This window comes from Streptomyces sp. NBC_00341 (assembly GCF_041435055.1).
GTDB lineage: Bacteria > Actinomycetota > Actinomycetes > Streptomycetales > Streptomycetaceae > Streptomyces.
Genome location: NZ_CP108002.1, coordinates 1,797,053 through 1,813,104 on the forward strand (window position 1 = coordinate 1,797,053; position 16,052 = coordinate 1,813,104).

Annotated in this window: 13 protein-coding genes and 1 riboswitch; of the genes, 9 read left to right on the forward strand and 4 right to left on the reverse strand. The window is 73.1% G+C overall.

Going from position 1 to position 16,052, the window contains the following annotated elements; all coding sequences use genetic code 11:
* Positions 1–305: 305 nt before the first annotated feature.
* Complete coding sequence (locus OG892_RS08005) at positions 306–1,904, reverse strand: ABC-F family ATP-binding cassette domain-containing protein (RefSeq protein WP_073735278.1); 1,599 nt, start codon at positions 1,902–1,904, stop codon at positions 306–308.
* Between the two features lie 254 nt (positions 1,905–2,158).
* On the opposite strand from OG892_RS08005, the gene OG892_RS08010 reads away from it, so the two are divergent.
* Complete coding sequence (locus OG892_RS08010; RefSeq protein WP_371628777.1) at positions 2,159–3,049, forward strand: neutral zinc metallopeptidase; 891 nt, start codon at positions 2,159–2,161, stop codon at positions 3,047–3,049.
* Between the two features lie 124 nt (positions 3,050–3,173).
* Complete coding sequence (locus tag OG892_RS08015; RefSeq protein WP_371628778.1) at positions 3,174–3,587, forward strand: VOC family protein; 414 nt, start codon at positions 3,174–3,176, stop codon at positions 3,585–3,587.
* 86 nt (positions 3,588–3,673) lie between these two features.
* Here the strand turns inward: OG892_RS08015 and OG892_RS08020 are convergent, their stop codons facing one another.
* The 3 genes from OG892_RS08020 to OG892_RS08030 form a co-directional block, all read right to left on the reverse strand.
* Positions 3,674–4,984 (reverse strand): hypothetical protein, encoded by a 1,311-nt coding sequence (locus OG892_RS08020; RefSeq protein ID WP_327340528.1) that lies wholly within the window; start codon positions 4,982–4,984, stop codon positions 3,674–3,676.
* 185 nt (positions 4,985–5,169) lie between these two features.
* Positions 5,170–6,297, reverse strand: a complete 1,128-nt coding sequence (locus OG892_RS08025; RefSeq protein WP_073735282.1) for an alpha/beta hydrolase — start codon at positions 6,295–6,297, stop codon at positions 5,170–5,172.
* A 78-nt stretch (positions 6,298–6,375) separates the two neighbouring features.
* On the reverse strand, positions 6,376–7,089 hold the full coding sequence (locus tag OG892_RS08030; RefSeq protein ID WP_328867528.1) for a class II aldolase/adducin family protein: 714 nt from the start codon (positions 7,087–7,089) through the stop codon (positions 6,376–6,378).
* A 235-nt stretch (positions 7,090–7,324) separates the two neighbouring features.
* Here OG892_RS08030 and OG892_RS08035 point away from each other — a divergent pair, with 235 nt between their 5' ends.
* The 7 genes from OG892_RS08035 (at position 7,325) to OG892_RS08065 (ending at position 16,035) form a co-directional block, all read left to right on the forward strand.
* Positions 7,325–8,602, forward strand: coding sequence for an inorganic phosphate transporter (locus OG892_RS08035; protein WP_073735284.1), 1,278 nt, complete (start codon positions 7,325–7,327; stop codon positions 8,600–8,602).
* Positions 8,603–8,614: 12 nt separating this feature from the next.
* Entirely contained in the window at positions 8,615–8,848 is a 234-nt protein-coding gene (locus OG892_RS08040) for a hypothetical protein (RefSeq protein ID WP_073735285.1), read from the forward strand.
* Between the two features lie 157 nt (positions 8,849–9,005).
* A riboswitch (cobalamin riboswitch) is annotated at positions 9,006–9,139 on the forward strand.
* A 150-nt stretch (positions 9,140–9,289) separates the two neighbouring features.
* Complete coding sequence (locus OG892_RS08045; protein WP_371628779.1) at positions 9,290–10,303, forward strand: cobalamin biosynthesis protein; 1,014 nt, start codon at positions 9,290–9,292, stop codon at positions 10,301–10,303.
* A complete protein-coding gene (locus OG892_RS08050) occupies positions 10,300–11,841 on the forward strand; it encodes a cobyric acid synthase (protein ID WP_371628780.1) in 1,542 nt (513 codons plus the stop codon). The genes OG892_RS08045 and OG892_RS08050 overlap by 4 nt, the downstream gene beginning before the upstream one ends.
* Positions 11,842–12,035: 194 nt before the next feature.
* Complete coding sequence (locus OG892_RS08055; protein WP_371628781.1) at positions 12,036–14,075, forward strand: putative cobaltochelatase; 2,040 nt, start codon at positions 12,036–12,038, stop codon at positions 14,073–14,075.
* On the forward strand, positions 14,075–14,674 hold the full coding sequence (gene cobO / locus OG892_RS08060; protein WP_024494042.1) for a cob(I)yrinic acid a,c-diamide adenosyltransferase: 600 nt from the start codon (positions 14,075–14,077) through the stop codon (positions 14,672–14,674). The genes OG892_RS08055 and cobO overlap by 1 nt, the downstream gene beginning before the upstream one ends.
* On the forward strand, positions 14,668–16,035 hold the full coding sequence (locus tag OG892_RS08065) for a cobyrinate a,c-diamide synthase (protein ID WP_371628782.1): 1,368 nt from the start codon (positions 14,668–14,670) through the stop codon (positions 16,033–16,035). Before cobO ends, OG892_RS08065 begins: the two co-directional genes overlap by 7 nt.
* Positions 16,036–16,052 lie beyond the last annotated feature (17 nt).

A 16,052-nucleotide genomic window follows, 5' to 3' on the forward strand; every position in this document is an offset into this window, starting at 1 on the left:
ATGATCACCCCTCCGGCGCTTCCTGGCCACCCATTCGGCAAGGTCCGTGCAACCGGATTCACGCCCCGGGAGTGCGCCGGACTGATCGGAATTCCGCATTCCGCGGGGCCCCGGAGGGCCTCTGGGGAGCCCTTCGGGAAAAACGTCCAGGTCAGGGCCGCGCGGGTTTTGCACCCGGAAATGGGTGCGCCCGGCAGGTATCTGCCGGGCGCCGCGCCGAGGTACGAGACGTACTCACGCAGATGATGGATCACGCGTAGGCCGAATGATCCAGTGGGAGTGGATCAATGGACGGCCGTACCGGGTCAGGCCAGCGAGACCAGGTCCCGGTAGTCCGCACCCCACAGGTCCTCGACCCCGTCGGGCAGCAGGATGATGCGCTCGGGCTGGAGCGCCTCGACCGCGCCCTCGTCGTGCGTGACGAGGACGACGGCGCCCTTGTACGTGCGCAGCGCGCCGAGGATCTCCTCGCGGCTGGCCGGGTCGAGGTTGTTGGTGGGCTCGTCGAGCAGGAGCACGTTGGCGGAGGAGACCACCAGCGTCGCCAGGGCGAGCCGGGTCTTCTCGCCGCCGGAGAGCACGCCCGCCGGCTTGTCGACGTCGTCACCGGAGAAGAGGAACGAGCCGAGCGTCTTGCGGACCGCGACGAGGTCGAGGTCGGGCGCGGCGGAGCGCATGTTCTCCAGGACGGTGCGGTCCGGGTCGAGGGTCTCGTGCTCCTGGGCGTAGTAGCCGAGCTTGAGTCCGTGGCCCTCGATGATCTCGCCGGTGTCGGGCTTCTCCGCACCGCCGAGGAGCCGCAGCAGCGTGGTCTTGCCCGCGCCGTTGAGGCCGAGGATGACGACCCGGGAGCCCTTGTCGATGGCGAGGCCGACGTCGGTGAAGATCTCCAGCGATCCGTAGGACTTGGAGAGGCCCTCCGCCATCAGCGGGGTCTTGCCGCACGGGGAGGGGTCGGGGAAGCGCAGCTTGGCGACCTTGTCGGAGACCCGCACGGCCTCCAGGCCGGAGAGCAGCCGGTCGGCGCGCTTGGCCATGTTCTGCGCGGCCACGGTCTTGGTGGCCTTGGCGCGCATCTTGTCGGCCTGGGCGTTGAGGGTGGCGGCCTTCTTCTCGGCGTTCTGGCGCTCGCGCTTGCGGCGCTTCTCGTCGGCCTCGCGCTGCTGCTGGTAGAGCTTCCAGCCCATGTTGTAGACGTCGATCTGGGAGCGGTTGGCGTCGAGGTAGAAGACCTTGTTGACGACGGTCTGGACCAGGTCCTCGTCGTGGGAGATCACGACGAAGCCGCCTCGGTAGCTCCGGAGGTAGTCGCGCAGCCAGACGATGGAGTCGGCGTCGAGGTGGTTGGTGGGCTCGTCGAGGAGCAGGGTGTCGGCGTCCGAGAAGAGGATCCTGGCGAGCTCGACACGGCGGCGCTGACCGCCGGAGAGGGTGTGGAGCGGCTGGGCGAGCACCCGGTCGGGCAGGCTGAGGGCCGCGGCGATGGTGGCGGCCTCGGCCTCTGCGGCGTATCCGCCCTTGGTGAGGAACTCCGTCTCCAGGCGCTCGTACTTCTTCATCGCCTTCTCGCGGGTGGCGCCCTTGCCGTTCGCCATCCGCTCCTCGTTCTCGCGCATCCTGCGGAGGGTCTCGTCGAGGCCGCGGGCGGAGAGGACGCGGTCGCGGGCGAGCACGTCGAGGTCGCCGGTGCGCGGGTCCTGCGGGAGGTAGCCGACCTCGCCGGAGCGGGTGATGGTGCCGGCGGCGGGGGTGCCCTCGCCCGCGAGGCACTTGGTGAGGGTGGTCTTGCCCGCTCCGTTGCGGCCGACGAGGCCGATGCGGTCGCCCTTGGCGATGCGGAAGGAGGCGGATTCGATAAGCATGCGGGCGCCGGCGCGCAGCTCGATGCCGGAAGCGGTGATCACGGGAAAAACTCCAGGGCGGAATGGACGGCGGAGGAACGGCTAGCGATTCACGACTCGAACGCCGCTACTCACGCATACGCACAAGGAGAGTTGCCATGAGGACCAGTCTACTGGCGGTGTCCAATCGCTTTTCCGCCTGCTCCCGCTCCCCGGCGCCCGGCTCCACCCTCGGCCCGATAAGGGGCATGGCGGTATGAACTATCCGATACTCGGCGCAGGGCGGTGCGCGGCCGCGCGGAGCAGAGGGTGGTGCCATGCGGTTCGACGACGACGCCGGTCTGGACACGTCCGAGGTCCGGGATGTGCGCGGCAGTCGCGTCCCGGGCGGCAGGGCCACCGTGGGCGGCGGCATCGCGGCGGTCATCGCGCTGATCCTCGGGCTGCTCTTCGGAGTAGGCCCCGAGGAGCTCGGCCTCTCCTCCGGTGGCTCGGGCACGACCGCGACCGCGTCGTCGGCCGCCCAGGTCGAGCGGTCCTGCCGGACCGGCCGGGACGCGAACACCAAGGACGACTGCCGGACGGTCGCGGTGGTCAACAGCGTCCAGGACTACTGGAAGCAGGAATTCGCCCGGCGCGGAGCCACGTACGGGAACGCTCGCACGGTGCTGTTCACCGACCGGATCAGCACCGCCTGCGGCTCCGCGACCTCGGCCGTGGGGCCGTTCTACTGCCCCGGGGACCGGCAGGTCTATCTGGACCTGGGGTTCTTCGACGAGCTGCGGACCACGTTCGGGGCGAGCGGCGGACCGTTCGCCCAGGCGTACGTCGTGGCGCACGAGTACGGGCACCACGTGCAGAACCAGCTGGGGACTCTGGGCCGGGCGCAGGACGGGCGGACCGGCGAGAACAGCGACGCGGTGAAGGTGGAGCTCCAGGCGGACTGTTACGCCGGGGTCTGGGCGCACCACGCGACGACGACGCCCGACGGGGCGACGGGGCGGCCGTTGATCACCGAGCTGACCGGGGCGGACATCCGGGACGGCCTCGACGCGGCGGCGGCGGTCGGGGACGACCGGATCCAGGAGAGGTTCCAGGGCCGGGTCACCCCGGAGTCCTGGACGCACGGCTCGGCGGCGCAGCGGCAGCAGTGGTTCACCACGGGATTTCGCAGCGGCGATCCGGCCGGCTGCGACACACTCCGCTGACCTGCGGGAACCGCTTCCGCGCCGGTGCCCGGCAGGGCGTTGTCAGTGCCCGGTGGGAGACTGAGACGCAGATCACACACGAGTCGGGCGCGGGGTCCTGACGACGCGAGAAGGGGTGAGCGCGATGGCGGGCTCGACGGCAGGTGCGGCGTCGGTGTTTCCGACGCTTCTCTACGACGACGCGAAGGCCGCGATCAAGCTGTTGACGGAGGCCCTCGGTTTCACCGCGGAAGCGGTGTACGAGGGCGAGGACGGCACCGTGATGCACGCGGAGCTGTCCTGCGGGAACGGCAGGGTGATGCTGGGCTCCAAGGGCCGAGAGGGGATCTTCGCGAAGGCGATGCGGGGATCCGGGCCGGTCGGTGTCTACGTGGTGGTCGACGACACCGATGCGCACCACGCGCGGGCGGTGGAGCACGGGGTGGAGATCCTGATGCCGCCCACCGACCAGGACTACGGCTCGCGCGACTACATGGCGCGGGACGCGGAGGGCAACGTGTGGAGCTTCGGGACGTACGCCCCCGGGGCGGCGGGCTGACGGCGGCGCCGGGACCGGCGGGCCGGCGACGGGCTGACGGCGGTCCGGCCGGCGGTGGTCTCCCCCCGGCCGGCCGGACCGGCCGCTCAGGCTCCGCCGGTGTGCACCTGGAACGCCGCCTTGCGGACCGCTTTGGCGAGTGCGGGGTCGGGGTGCGCGGCGGCCAGCGCCACCAGGACCTGGACGGTGCGCGGATGGCCCACCGCCCTCACCTCGTCGAGGAGAGCCGGGACGCTGCCCTGCACGGCCGAGTCGAGGTGGCGGACCAGCAGCGCCGTCTCGCCGTGGTCGGCCACGGCCGCCGCGGTGTCGACCCAGAGCCAGGTGGCCTCCTCCCGGCTGAGGGCCTCCTGCGCGTCCTCGGGATCGGCCCCGTCGTACTCCGCGAGCCAGAGCAGCGCGTAGGGGCGCAGCGAAGGGTCGGTCACGACGGAGCGCACCTCGGGCTCCGCGGGTGCGCCGACCACCCGGAGCGCCTCGAAGGCGAGCCCGCGCAGCAGCGCGTCCTCGCCCCGTGCCACCCCGAGCAGTTCGGCGACGGCGCTGCCGACGGGGCGGGCGGCCAGCCAGGCGCGGTATTCGGCCCGGGCCGGTCCGGGGGTGAGCCGGGCGCAGCCGAGCAGCATGTCGGCGGCGGGCTGCTCGATGTTGCCGGCCGGGCTCTGGGCGGCGACGCAGATCTGCTCCAGCTTGACCCAGACCGCCCAGTTGCCGAGCGGGGTGAGGGTGGCGTGCCCGGAGCCGAGGGTGAGCGCGCCGACGGCGGCGAGCCCCTCCAGGGCCCAGTCCAGCAGGAGGGCGACCAGCGCCTCCGGGTGGGCGGTGGGAGCCGCCTCCGCGGGGACGGGCAGCGGCTGCGGCCCGTACGGCACCTCGCAGCGCTCCTCGTGGAGTTCCGCGACGCGCTGGCCCAGCAGGTCGAGCAGGGCGGGCACGGTGACCGGGCCCGCCGAGAGCTGGAGGAGGGAGAGCACCTGGGGCACGGCCTCGACGGCCTCCGCGACCGCGGTGGACTCGATGTCCTCGGGCGCGGGGTGGACGAGGGACCAGGCGTCGAAGAGCGCCACCCAGCCGCGGAGCACGGCGGAGTCGTCGCGGTCCCAGGCGCGCAGCCGCCAGCCGGGCCGTGCGGTGTCGCCGTGCAGTTCGACGAGCCCGGCCAGCCGGGCCCGGTCCCAGCCGGACCGCACCTGGCCCGGGGACAGCTCGAGTTCGGAGGAGGCCCGTTCGAGTGCCGTGGCGGCCAGCGGCGGGGTGCCTGGGCGGGAGCCGCCGGCCGCCCAGCGGGCGATCCGCACGGCGTCGGCGAGCGCGGCCCTGGCCTGCCGGGCCAGTTCCGCCCGGGGCGGGGTGCCCTCGGGCGGGCGGGGTGCCGGCCTGGTGCGCCGGGTGATCACGGCCTTGCGAGCGGTGGCGAGGGGTCGCGGGCGGACAAGTCGCAGCCTGGAGTCGCGCGGGGTACGGGACGTCACGGGGAGCAGTCTTGCCTCTGACAGCCCGAAAGCCCAAACGGAACCCGGATCACCGGTGTTCCGGGGCGTCCGCACCGTCCGGGACCAACCGGCAGAAGCGGCGCATCAGCTCACATCAGGGGCGTGAGGAAGCGGCGCAGCGTCTCCTCGTAGTACACCGGGTCGGCATTCCACATCGCCGCATGCGGAGCCTGCGCCACGGGGTGCAGGGCGACCAGGTCGGGGCGGTGGGCGGCGAGCGCGCGGGACGGCTGCCAGGGTGCCAGGGTGTCGTCGGGCCCGTGGAAGATCAGGGTGGGGACGTGCAGGGTCAGGGGCAGTGAGGTGTCCAGGAGCCGGGTGCCGCGCAGTCCGGTCTGTCCCTGGGCGGCGCGGACGGCGAGGGGCAGCAGGGCGGTCGGCACCCCGCGGGCGGCGGCCAGGGCGCGCAGGGTGGTGGCCCAGTCCAGCACCGGGGAGTCGAGGACGAGGCCGCAGATCCGGTCCCGGAGCGCGGAGTTGGCGGACGCGTGGAGCGCCATGGAGGCGCCGGTCGACCAGCCGTGCAGCACGACCTTCTCGGCGCCGTAGCGCACCGCGAAGCGGATGGCCGCGTCCAGGTCGCGCCATTCGGACTCCCCGAGGTGGCTGAGGCCGTCCGGCGAGCGCGGTGCTCCGGCGTCGCCCCGGTAGGCGATGTCGAGCACCGGCAGCTGCTGCCCGTTCAGGAAGCCGAGCAGGTTCAGGGGGTGTTCCCTGGTGGTGCCGATGCCGTGCGCGGTGATGACCCAGGTGTCCCGGGGGCCGGGCACGAACCAGGCGGGCAGGGCGCCGAGTTCGCCGGTGATCTCGACCTCGCGGTGTTCGAGGCCGAGGGCGGTGGTGGGGTCGCCGCTGTGCAGCTCGGGCGTGATGCGGACCTTGGCCCCGGGGCGCAGGGTGCCGCGGTTGACGCGCTCCAGCCGGCGCACGACGGTGTCGGCGGCCTGGTGGGCCTGGTCGATCACCGGGCCGACGACGGCGTGGACGTCGTCACCGACCAGCCCGTAGGTGCCGGGCCGCAGCGCGGCGAAGGAGCGGGTCAGGGTGACCTGCCCGGCCGCCGTCGCGTGCACGGTGACTCTGCGGTCGGCGGGGAACGGACGTCCGGACGGCGCCTTGAGGGCGACGTCGCCGGCGTACCGGCCGGCCGCGACCGCTGCCGCACCGGCGCCGAGGAGTGAGGTGACGACTGCTGCCGTCGCTTTTGCCGGGTGCACGGCTTCAGTCTCATGGGCGCTCGCGCACTCGGCCAGCGGGCGGGGGCCGTCCGGTGACGACCCCCGCCCCCGGCGGGCTCAGTCCGGCTGCCCGTACCCCTTCAGCGCCTCCCCGACGTCGCTCAGCTGGTCCGGGGTGAGCAGGGCCGGGGAGCGGCCGGGGACGGCGCTCGCGGCGAGCCAGAGGCGGCACAGCCATTCGAGCTGGGCGGTGCGGTCGTACGCCTCGTCGAGGGTGGCTCCGTAGGTGACGGTTCCGTGGTTGCCGAGCAGGCAGCCGGTGCGGTCCCGCAGGGCGGTCAGCATGTTCGCGGCCAGCTCGTCGGTGCCGTACCGGGCGTAGGCGGCGACCCGGACGGGGCCGCCCAGCAGCGCGGCCGCGTAGTGGATCGGCGGGACCTCGGCGACGAGCGTGGAGACGGCTGTGGCGTGCACCGCGTGGGTGTGCACGACGGCGGCCGCCGCCGTGTTCCGGTAGACCGCGAGATGGAGCGGAAGTTCGCTGGTCGGGGCCAGCTCACCGAGGACCTGGTTGCCCTCCAGATCGACGCCGACCGCGTCCTCTGGGCGGAGCCGGTCGTACGGCACACCGCTCGGGGTGACCAGGACGGTGCCGCCCACCCGCGCGGAGACGTTGCCCGAGGTGCCGACGACCAGTCCGTCGGCCGCCGTCCTGCGGGCGGTGGCGACGACCGCGCCCCAGGCCCGTTCGATGTCTCCGGCGTGGTCGGTGGCACCGGTGTGTTCGATGTGCCCGGCGTGTTCGACCGGATCCTGCCGCTGATCGCTCATACGAAGATCCTTTCAACTGATGAGCGGTCCATGATTCCGTCTCCCGCCGGAGACCGGCCGGCCCCGGATTCGGGGCCCACACCGCCCCCTGCCCGCCCCGACCTGTCGGACCACGGCCAAACAGAGCGACGCCCCTCCGATTGGGGTCACCGCAACGCCCTGTTCAGTTCATCTTCCGTTCACCCAGGTTGCCTACGTTCCTCGTGCCACTGACGTCGAACGATTGCCTGGGTAAATGGAACACATCACGCTGCTGCTCGCGATTGTGATCGTGACAGCTCTAGTGTTCGATTTCACGAACGGTTTCCACGACACCGCCAACGCGATGGCGACCACCATCTCGACCGGCGCACTCAAACCCAAGACAGCGGTGGCGATGTCCGCCGTTCTCAACCTCGTCGGCGCGTTCCTGTCGGTGGAGGTCGCCAAGACGATCTCCGGCGGGATCATCAATGAGAACGGCCTCAGAACCGAGGTCATCTTCGCGGCGCTCGTCGGCGCCATCCTGTGGAATCTGCTGACCTGGCTGGTCGGGCTCCCGTCCAGCTCCTCGCACGCCCTCTTCGGCGGTCTGATCGGCGCCGCGGTGATGTCCGCGGGCTGGTCGTCGGTCGACGGCGGCACCGTCGTCACCAAGGTGCTGCTCCCCGCGGTCGCCGCCCCGATCGTCGCCGGACTGGCCGCGCTGCTGGCCACCAAGCTGACCTACCGGATCGGCGGGAAGGTCCAGGGCGGCGCCCAGGAGAAGGCGACCGCCAAGGGCTACCGCGCCGGACAGATCGCCTCCGCCGGGCTGGTCTCCCTCGCCCACGGCACCAACGACGCACAGAAGACGATGGGCATCATCACCCTGGCCCTGGTCACCGGCGGAGTCCTGTCCCCCGGTTCGAACCCGCCGGTCTGGGTCATCGTCAGCGCCGGAATGGCCATCGCGCTCGGCACCTACCTCGGCGGCTGGCGCATCATCCGCACCATGGGCAGCGGCCTCACCGAGCTCAAGCCGCCGCAGGGCTTCGCCGCCCAGACCAGTGCGGCCACGGTCATCCTGGCCTCCTCGCACCTCGGCTTCTCCCTCTCCACCACCCAGTCCTGCTCCGGCGCCGTGATGGGCGCCGGACTCGGCCGCCGGGGCGGTGTGGTCCGCTGGTCCACCGCCACCCGGATGTTCATCGCGTGGGGTCTGACGCTGCCGGCCGCCGGTCTGGTCGGCGCGGGGGCGGAGTTCCTCACCAAGCAGGGCACCTGGGGTGTCGTACTCGTCGCCGTACTGCTGATCGCGGGCTCCGGAGCGATCTGGGTCCTGTCCCGCCGCAAGCCGGTCGGCCAGGACGATGTCGCACCCGGCGCCCAGGACGGCGCTCCGGTCACCGGGGACGCCGAACCCGCGGGCGTCATCACCACCGCCATCGCGGCCGTCAGCCCGCCGCCCACCGCGGCCGCCCAGGCCCACGACCTCACCGCCACCATCCCGGCCCCGTCCGTAGCCGACCCGGCACGACCCGCCACGGTGTAAGGAAGATCCTCCATGAACATCGACTGGGCAGCCCTCGGCACCGTCTTCGGCGTCTCTCTCGTCGCCACCGTCGCACTGGTGGGCCTCTTCACCCTGGGCATCGCCGGCCTCTCCAGGCAGCCGGAACCGGCCGAGCAGGGCGGGCAGTCCGGCGGGTCCCTGATGCTCGCCCGCGCGGGCGCGTACGTCTGCTTCGGACTGTGCGCGGCGGCGGTGGCCTACGGGATCTACCTGATCGTCGCCTGATCCACAGCCCCTGATCCGTCCGCCGCGTCGGGCCGGCCGCACCTCGGGTGCGGCCGGCCCGATGTGCGTCTCAGCACACTGCACCGTCGCAGGTCAACGGTAGGTTGACTGGCGTTCGCGGAGCGTGGTGGACTGCCGGAGCCATTACGGCGACAGCAGAGGAAGCCGGTGCGAATCCGGCGCGGTCCCGCCACTGTCACCGGGGAGCAGTCCCCCACCACCGGAAGTCACGGTCCACGCCGAGTGGGCTGGAAGACCGGGGGAACTGCGGATCCGGGAGCCAGGAGACTCTCGTCGCCGGTCACGTCGAACCAGGGCGCGGACCCTGAGTGAGGACATATCGCCATGCCCGGCCGCCGTGCGCCCGTCTCCGTGTCTCCCCTTCGACCAGCACCAGCCGCCCGCGCGAAGGCCCTTCGAGGCGCGACGGCCGGCTGAACCGTGCGTGCCGATCGCATTTTCGCGTACGGCGCCACGGCCGGTCTGATCGGTGATCTGCTGCTCGGTGATCCCCGCCGGGGACATCCGGTCGCCGCCTTCGGGCGCGCCGCGGCAGGCGTCGAACACCGTCTGTGGCGCGACCACCGCGGGTGGGGCGCCCTGCACACCCTGGTCTGCGCCGGAGGCGCCGCCGGCGGTGCCGCACTGGCCTCCCGAGCCCTGCGCCGCCGTCCCGCCGCCTCCGTCGCGCTGACCGCCGCCGCCACCTGGTCCGTCGTCGGCGGTACGTCGCTGGGGCGCGAGGCCCGGTCCATCGGCGGCGCGCTGGCCGCCGGGGACCTCGGCCTGGCGCGGGAGCGGCTGCCCCATCTGTGCGGCCGCGACCCGCAGTCCCTGGACGGACCGCAGATCGCCCGCGCGGTGGTGGAGTCCGTCGCGGAGAACACCTCCGACGCCGTGGTCGGCGCCCTGGTGTGGGGTGCGCTGGGCGGGGTCCCCGGACTCGTCGGCTTCCGGGCCGCCAACACCCTGGACGCGATGGTCGGCCACCGGTCGCCCCGCTACCTGCGCTACGGCTGGGCCTCCGCCCGCCTCGACGACCTCGTGGGCTGGCCGGGCGCCCGGCTCACGGCCCTGCTCGCCGTCGCCGCCGGCGGCCGGCCCCGGGGCGCGCTGCGGGCCTGGCAGGCGGATGCCGCCAAGCACCCGAGCCCCAACGCGGGCCCTGTGGAGGCCTCGTTCGCGGGCGCGCTCGGCGTACGGCTCGGCGGCACCCTCGCCTACGGCGGCCGGGTCGAGCACCGCCCCGTGCTCAACGGCGAGGCGGGCCGGGCCGTGGAGACCGAGGACATCGAACGCGCCGTACGGCTGTCGCGCCGGATCGGGGTGCTGGCCCTCGGCGTCAGCGTGGCGGCCCGGCTGGGCGTGGGCGCCGCCGCACGACGGATCACCTCGACGCGCGGCCCGGGGACTCCTGCCCCGGGTGCGCGCACCTCAGGACGGAGACCGACATGAGCGGCGGACTGCTGGTCGCCGGTACCACCTCCGACGCGGGCAAGAGCGTCGTCACGGCGGGCATCTGCCGCTGGCTGGTGCGCCGGGGGGTGAAGGTCGCGCCGTTCAAGGCGCAGAACATGTCCCTCAACTCCTTCGTCACCCGCGAGGGCGCCGAGATCGGCCGGGCCCAGGCCATGCAGGCCCAGGCCGCCCGGGTGGAGCCGACCGCGCTGATGAACCCGGTGCTGCTCAAGCCCGGCAGCGACCGCTCCAGCCAGGTCGTCCTGATGGGGCGCGCGATCGGCGAGATGAGCGCCCGCGGCTACCACGGCGGCAGGCAGGAGCAGTTGCTGTCCACCGTCGTGGACTGCCTGGAGCAGCTGCGGTCCACGTATGACGCGGTGATCTGCGAGGGCGCGGGCAGTCCGGCCGAGATCAACCTCCGGCGCACGGACATCGTGAACATGGGCATCGCACGGGCGGCGCGCTTCCCGGTGGTGGTCGTCGGGGACATCGACCGGGGCGGGGTCTTCGCGTCGTTCTTCGGTACGACGGCGCTGCTGGCCGCGGCGGACCAGGAGCTGATCGCCGGCTACCTGGTCAACAAGTTCCGCGGTGACGTGTCACTGCTGGAGCCGGGCCTGGACATGCTGCTCGGTCTCACCGGGCGTCCCACGTACGGGGTGCTGCCGTTCGCCCACGGCCTCGGCATCGACGAGGAGGACGGGCTGCGGGTCTCGCTGCGCGGCACCGTACGCGAGTCGGTCGTCGCACCGCCGCACGGCGAGGACATCCTGCGCGTCGCCGTGTGCGCCGTCCCGCTGATGTCCAACTTCACCGACGTGGACGCGCTCGCCGCGGAACCCGGCGTCGTCGTGCGGTTCGTGGACCGCCCGGAGGAGCTGACCGACGCCGACCTCGTCATCGTGCCCGGCACCCGGGGCACCGTGAAGGCGCTGGCCTGGCTGCGCGAGCGCGGGCTCGCCGACGCGCTGCGGCGGCGCGCCGCGGAGGGCCGCCCGGTGCTCGGCATCTGCGGCGGCTACCAGATCCTCGGCGAACACATCGAGGACGAGGTGGAGTCGCGCGCCGGGCAGGTCGACGCGCTCGGGCTGCTGCCCGTCCGCGTCCGGTTCGACCGCGAGAAGACGCTCGCCCGGCCGGTCGGTGAGGCGCTCGGCGCCCCCGTGGAGGGGTACGAGATCCACCACGGCGTCGCGGACGTACGCGGCGGCGAGCCGTTCCTCACCGACGGGCAGGGACAGCGGCTCGACGGCTGCCGGTCAGGCGCGGTGTGGGGCACCCACTGGCACGGCTCGCTGGAGAGCGACGCGTTCCGCCGCCGTTTCCTGACCGAGATCGCGCGGGCCGCGGGGCGCCGCTTCGTCCCCGCCCCCGACACCTGCTTCGCCGCACTGCGCGAGGAGCAGCTCGACCTCCTCGGCGACCTCATCGAGGAACACGCGGACACCGACGCGCTGTGGCGGCTCATCGAGTCGGGCGCGCCCGCGGGACTCCCTTTCATCCCGCCGGGGGCGCCCACGGTGCCCGCATGAACGTTCTGCGAGCGAGGCTCCGGATGGGCCCTTGGCGATCCCCGCTAGGGCGGGGATCAAAGCAGCAGTTCCACTAAGTGGTCGTGCAGGAGCGGAACATCCCCGTGCCGACGGGGAACAGGCCCAAATTCTAGGGGTGCGAAGGAGTCGCGCCTCTCCATGCGAACCTCAGCCACTCGAAGGAGTGATGTGGTATGACCAGGCCATACCCGTTCACCGCAGTCGTCGGGCAGGACAGTCTTCGACTCGCTCTGCTACTCAACGCGATTAGCCCAGCCGTGGGCGGGGTGCTCGTGCGCGGCGAAAAGGGGACAGCGAAGTCAACCGCCGTCCGAGCACTCACAGCCCTTCTGCCAGAGATCGACGTCGTCCCCGGCTGCCGCTTTTCGTGCGCTCCGGATAAGCCGGGCTCCGCCTGCCCTGACGGCCCGCATCAGGATGCCTCGTCGGCATCGCGTCCGGCACGTCTCATCGAGCTGCCCATCGGCGCGTCCGAAGACCGGCTCGTCGGGGCGCTCGACATCGAACGGGTGCTTTCGGAGGGCGTGAGAGCCTTCGAGCCGGGGCTCCTGGCCGCCGCGAATCGCGGCATTCTGTACGTAGACGAAGTCAACTTGCTGCAGGACCATCTGGTCGACGTCCTGCTCGACGCGGCGGCCATGGGCGCCTCCCATGTCGAACGCGAGGGCGTCTCCGTACGGCACGCGGCGCGGTTCCTGCTCGTCGGGACCATGAATCCCGAAGAGGGCGAGCTGCGCCCCCAACTGCTCGACCGGTTCGGGCTGACCGTCGAGGTCGCCGCCTCCCGGGACACGGACCAGCGGGTGGAGGTGGTGCGGCGGCGGCTCGCCTACGACGACGACCCGGCCGCCTTCGCCGCCCGATGGGCCGAGGAGGAGGTTGCGCTGCGGGACCGGATCGCGGCCGCGCGGGCACTGCTGCCCGAAGTAAGCCTCGGTGACGGGCCGCTGCGGCAGATCGCGGCGACCTGCGCGGCCTTCGAGGTCGACGGGATGCGGGCCGACATCGTGATGGCCAGGACCGCCACGGCGCTGGCCGCGTGGGACGGGCGTACCGACGTGCAGTCCGAGGACGTACGGCAGGCAGCGCTGCTCGCGCTCCCCCACAGGCGCCGGCGCAATCCGTTCGACGCGCCGGGGCTCGACGAGGACAAGCTCGACGACACGCTGGAGCAGAACAGCGCGGAGGACGACGATCCGGACCCGGACGGCCCCGGTGGCGGCGGCCCGCCGCCGCAGGGCGACGGGCCCGACACACCGCCGCGGCCCGAGGGCGGCGCCGACGACACGCCCGAGGGGTCCGGGCCGGAGCAGTCCGTGCCGGAGCAGGGCAAGGAGCGGGAACCGGGGCAGGGGCAGCCGGCCGGGGGCGGCGAACAGCAGCCCGTACGGGCCGGCGAGCCGTTCCGTACGAAGATGCTGAGCGTGCCCGGCCTGGGCGAGGGTGCGGCGGGGCGGCGCTCCCGGGCGCGCACCGAGCACGGGCGGACCACCGGCGCGCGGCGTCCGCAGGGCGCGCTCACCAAGCTGCACCTGGCCGCCACCGTGCAGGCCGCCGCCCCGCACCAGCGGGCGCGGGGCCGGTCCGGGCGGGGCCTGGTGGTGCGGCGGGACGATCTGCGGCAGGCCACGCGGGAGGGGCGCGAGGGGAACCTCGTGCTGTTCGTCGTGGACGCGTCCGGGTCGATGGCGGCCCGGCAGCGGATGACCGCCGTGAAGGGCGCGGTCCTCTCCCTGCTGATGGATGCCTATCAGCGGCGGGACAAGGTCGGGCTGATCACCTTCCGGGGCAAGGAGGCCGCCGTGGTGCTGCCGCCGACCTCCTCGGTGGACGCCGCCGCCGCGCGGCTGGAGACACTGCCCACCGGAGGCCGTACCCCGGTGGCCGCCGGGCTGCTGAAGGCCCATGACGTGCTGCGGGTGGAGCGGCTGCGCGATCCGTCGCGCCGGCCGCTGCTGGTCGTGGTGACCGACGGGCGGGCGACCGGCGGGCCGGAGCCGGTGGCCCTGGCCGCGCGGGCGGCCCGGCTGCACGAGGCCGAGGGCACCGCGTCCGTGGTCGTGGACTGCGAGTCGGGTCCGGTGCGGCTCGGCCTCGCGGCGAGTCTCGCGGCCGAGCTGGGCGGCACCGCCGTCACGCTCGACGAGCTGCGGGCCGACTCGATCGCCGGGCTGGTCAAGGACGTTCAGGGTGACAACAGGAGGGCTGCTTGATGCCGCAGGGACAGCCGGTCAGTGTGCCGGACGACGGACTCACCACCCGGCAGCGCCGCAACCGGCCGCTGCTGATGGTGCACACCGGTATCGGCAAGGGGAAGTCGACGGCGGCCTTCGGGCTGGCGTTGCGCGCCTGGAATCAGGGGTGGCCGGTCGGGGTCTTCCAGTTCGTGAAGTCCGCGAAGTGGAAGGTCGGCGAGGAGAACGCGCTGAAGGTCCTCGGCGCGAGCGGTGAGGGCGGGCCCGTCGTCTGGCACAAGATGGGCGAGGGCTGGTCCTGGGTCCAGCGCGACCAGCAGCTGGACAACGAGGCGGCGGCCCGCGAGGGCTGGGAGCAGGTCAAGCGCGACCTCGCCGCGGAGACGCACCGGCTCTACGTGCTCGACGAGTTCGCCTACCCGATGCACTGGGGCTGGGTCGACACCGAAGAGGTGGTCCAGGTGCTGCGCGACCGGCCCGGTTCGCAGCACGTGGTGATCACCGGGCGCAACGCACCCGCCGCGCTGCTGGACGCTGCGGACCTGGTGACCGACATGTCGAAGGTCAAGCACCCGATGGACGCCGGGCAGAAGGGCCAGAGGGGCATCGAGTGGTGACGATTCCGCGCCTGGTCATCGCCGCGCCGTCGTCCGGCAGTGGCAAGACCACCGTCGCGACGGGCCTGATGGCCGCCTTCGCCGGACGCGGACTCGCCGTGTCCGGGCACAAGGTGGGGCCCGACTACATCGACCCCGGCTACCACACCCTGGCCACGGGGCGCCCCGGGCGCAATCTCGACGCGTACATGTGCGGCCCCGAGCTGATCGCCCCGCTGTTCGCGCACGGGGCGCGCGGCTGTGACCTGGCGGTCGTCGAGGGCGTGATGGGGCTGTACGACGGGGCCTCCGGGCTCGGTGAGCTGGCGTCCACCGCGCATGTCGCGAAGCTGCTGCGGGCGCCGGTGGTACTGGTCGTGGACGCGTCGTCGCAGTCGCGCTCCGTGGCGGCGCTGGTGCACGGTTTCGCCTCGTGGGATCCGGAGGTGCGGATCGGCGGGGTGATCCTGAACAAGGTCGGCTCCGACCGGCACGAGGCGCTGCTCCGCGAGGCCCTGGAGGAGTCCGGGGTGCCGGTGCTGGGGGCGCTGCGGCGGGCCGGTCAGCTGGCGGTGCCGTCGCGGCATCTGGGCCTGGTGCCGGTGGCGGAGCGCCGGGGCGACGCGGTGGACGCGGTCGCGGCGATGGCCGGGCAGGTGCTGGCCGGGTGCGACCTGGAGGGGCTGCTGGCGCTGGCCCGGTCCGCGCCGCCGGTGACGGGTGAGGTGTGGGACGCGGTGGGGGCGGTCGGCGCGCCGACGGGGCTGGACGGGGCATCGGCGGGGGTGCGGATCGCTGTTGCCTCCGGAGCCGCGTTCACCTTCTCCTACGCCGAGCACAGCGAGCTGCTCACCGCCGCGGGGGCCGAGGTCGTGCCGTTCGATCCGTTGCGGGACGAGTCGTTGCCCGAAGGGACCCGGGGGCTGGTCATCGGGGGCGGGTTTCCCGAGGTGTACGGGCCCGAGCTGTCCGCCAACGAGCCGTTGCGCGAGGCCGTCGCGGAGCTGGCGGCGTCCGGGGCACCGCTGGCCGCCGAGTGCGCGGGGCTGCTCTATCTGGCGCGGTCGCTCGACGGGCTGCCGATGTGCGGGGTGCTGAACGCCGAGGGGCGGATGTCCCAGCGGCTGACGCTCGGCTACCGGGACGCCGTGGCGCTCTCCGACAGCGTCCTCGCGGCGGCCGGCACCCGGATGCGCGGGCACGAGTTCCACCGCACCGTGCTGGAGCCGGGCGCCGGGGACGAGCCGGCCTGGGGCATGCACCGGCCGGAGCGGCGCGTGGAGGGGTTCGTGCGGCGGGGCGTCCACGCGAGCTACCTGCACACCCACTGGGCCGCCGCGCCCGGCACCGCCCGCCGGTTCGTCGAGAAGTGCGCGGGATGAACCACGGGCAGGGCAGC

Excerpts from the sequence above, each read along its gene's own strand:
- OG892_RS08015 (WP_371628778.1), top strand. The coding sequence starts at position 3,174 with ATGGCGGGCTCGACGGCAGGTGCGGCGTCGGTGTTTCCGACGCTTCTC.
- OG892_RS08050 (WP_371628780.1), top strand. The coding sequence starts at position 10,300 with ATGAGCGGCGGACTGCTGGTCGCCGGTACCACCTCCGACGCGGGCAAG.
- OG892_RS08055 (WP_371628781.1), top strand. The coding sequence starts at position 12,036 with ATGACCAGGCCATACCCGTTCACCGCAGTCGTCGGGCAGGACAGTCTT.
- OG892_RS08010 (WP_371628777.1), top strand. The coding sequence starts at position 2,159 with ATGCGGTTCGACGACGACGCCGGTCTGGACACGTCCGAGGTCCGGGAT.
- OG892_RS08040 (WP_073735285.1), top strand. The coding sequence starts at position 8,615 with ATGAACATCGACTGGGCAGCCCTCGGCACCGTCTTCGGCGTCTCTCTC.
- OG892_RS08030 (WP_328867528.1), bottom strand. The coding sequence starts at position 7,089 with ATGAGCGATCAGCGGCAGGATCCGGTCGAACACGCCGGGCACATCGAA.
- OG892_RS08035 (WP_073735284.1), top strand. The coding sequence starts at position 7,325 with ATGGAACACATCACGCTGCTGCTCGCGATTGTGATCGTGACAGCTCTA.
- cobO (WP_024494042.1), top strand. The coding sequence starts at position 14,075 with ATGCCGCAGGGACAGCCGGTCAGTGTGCCGGACGACGGACTCACCACC.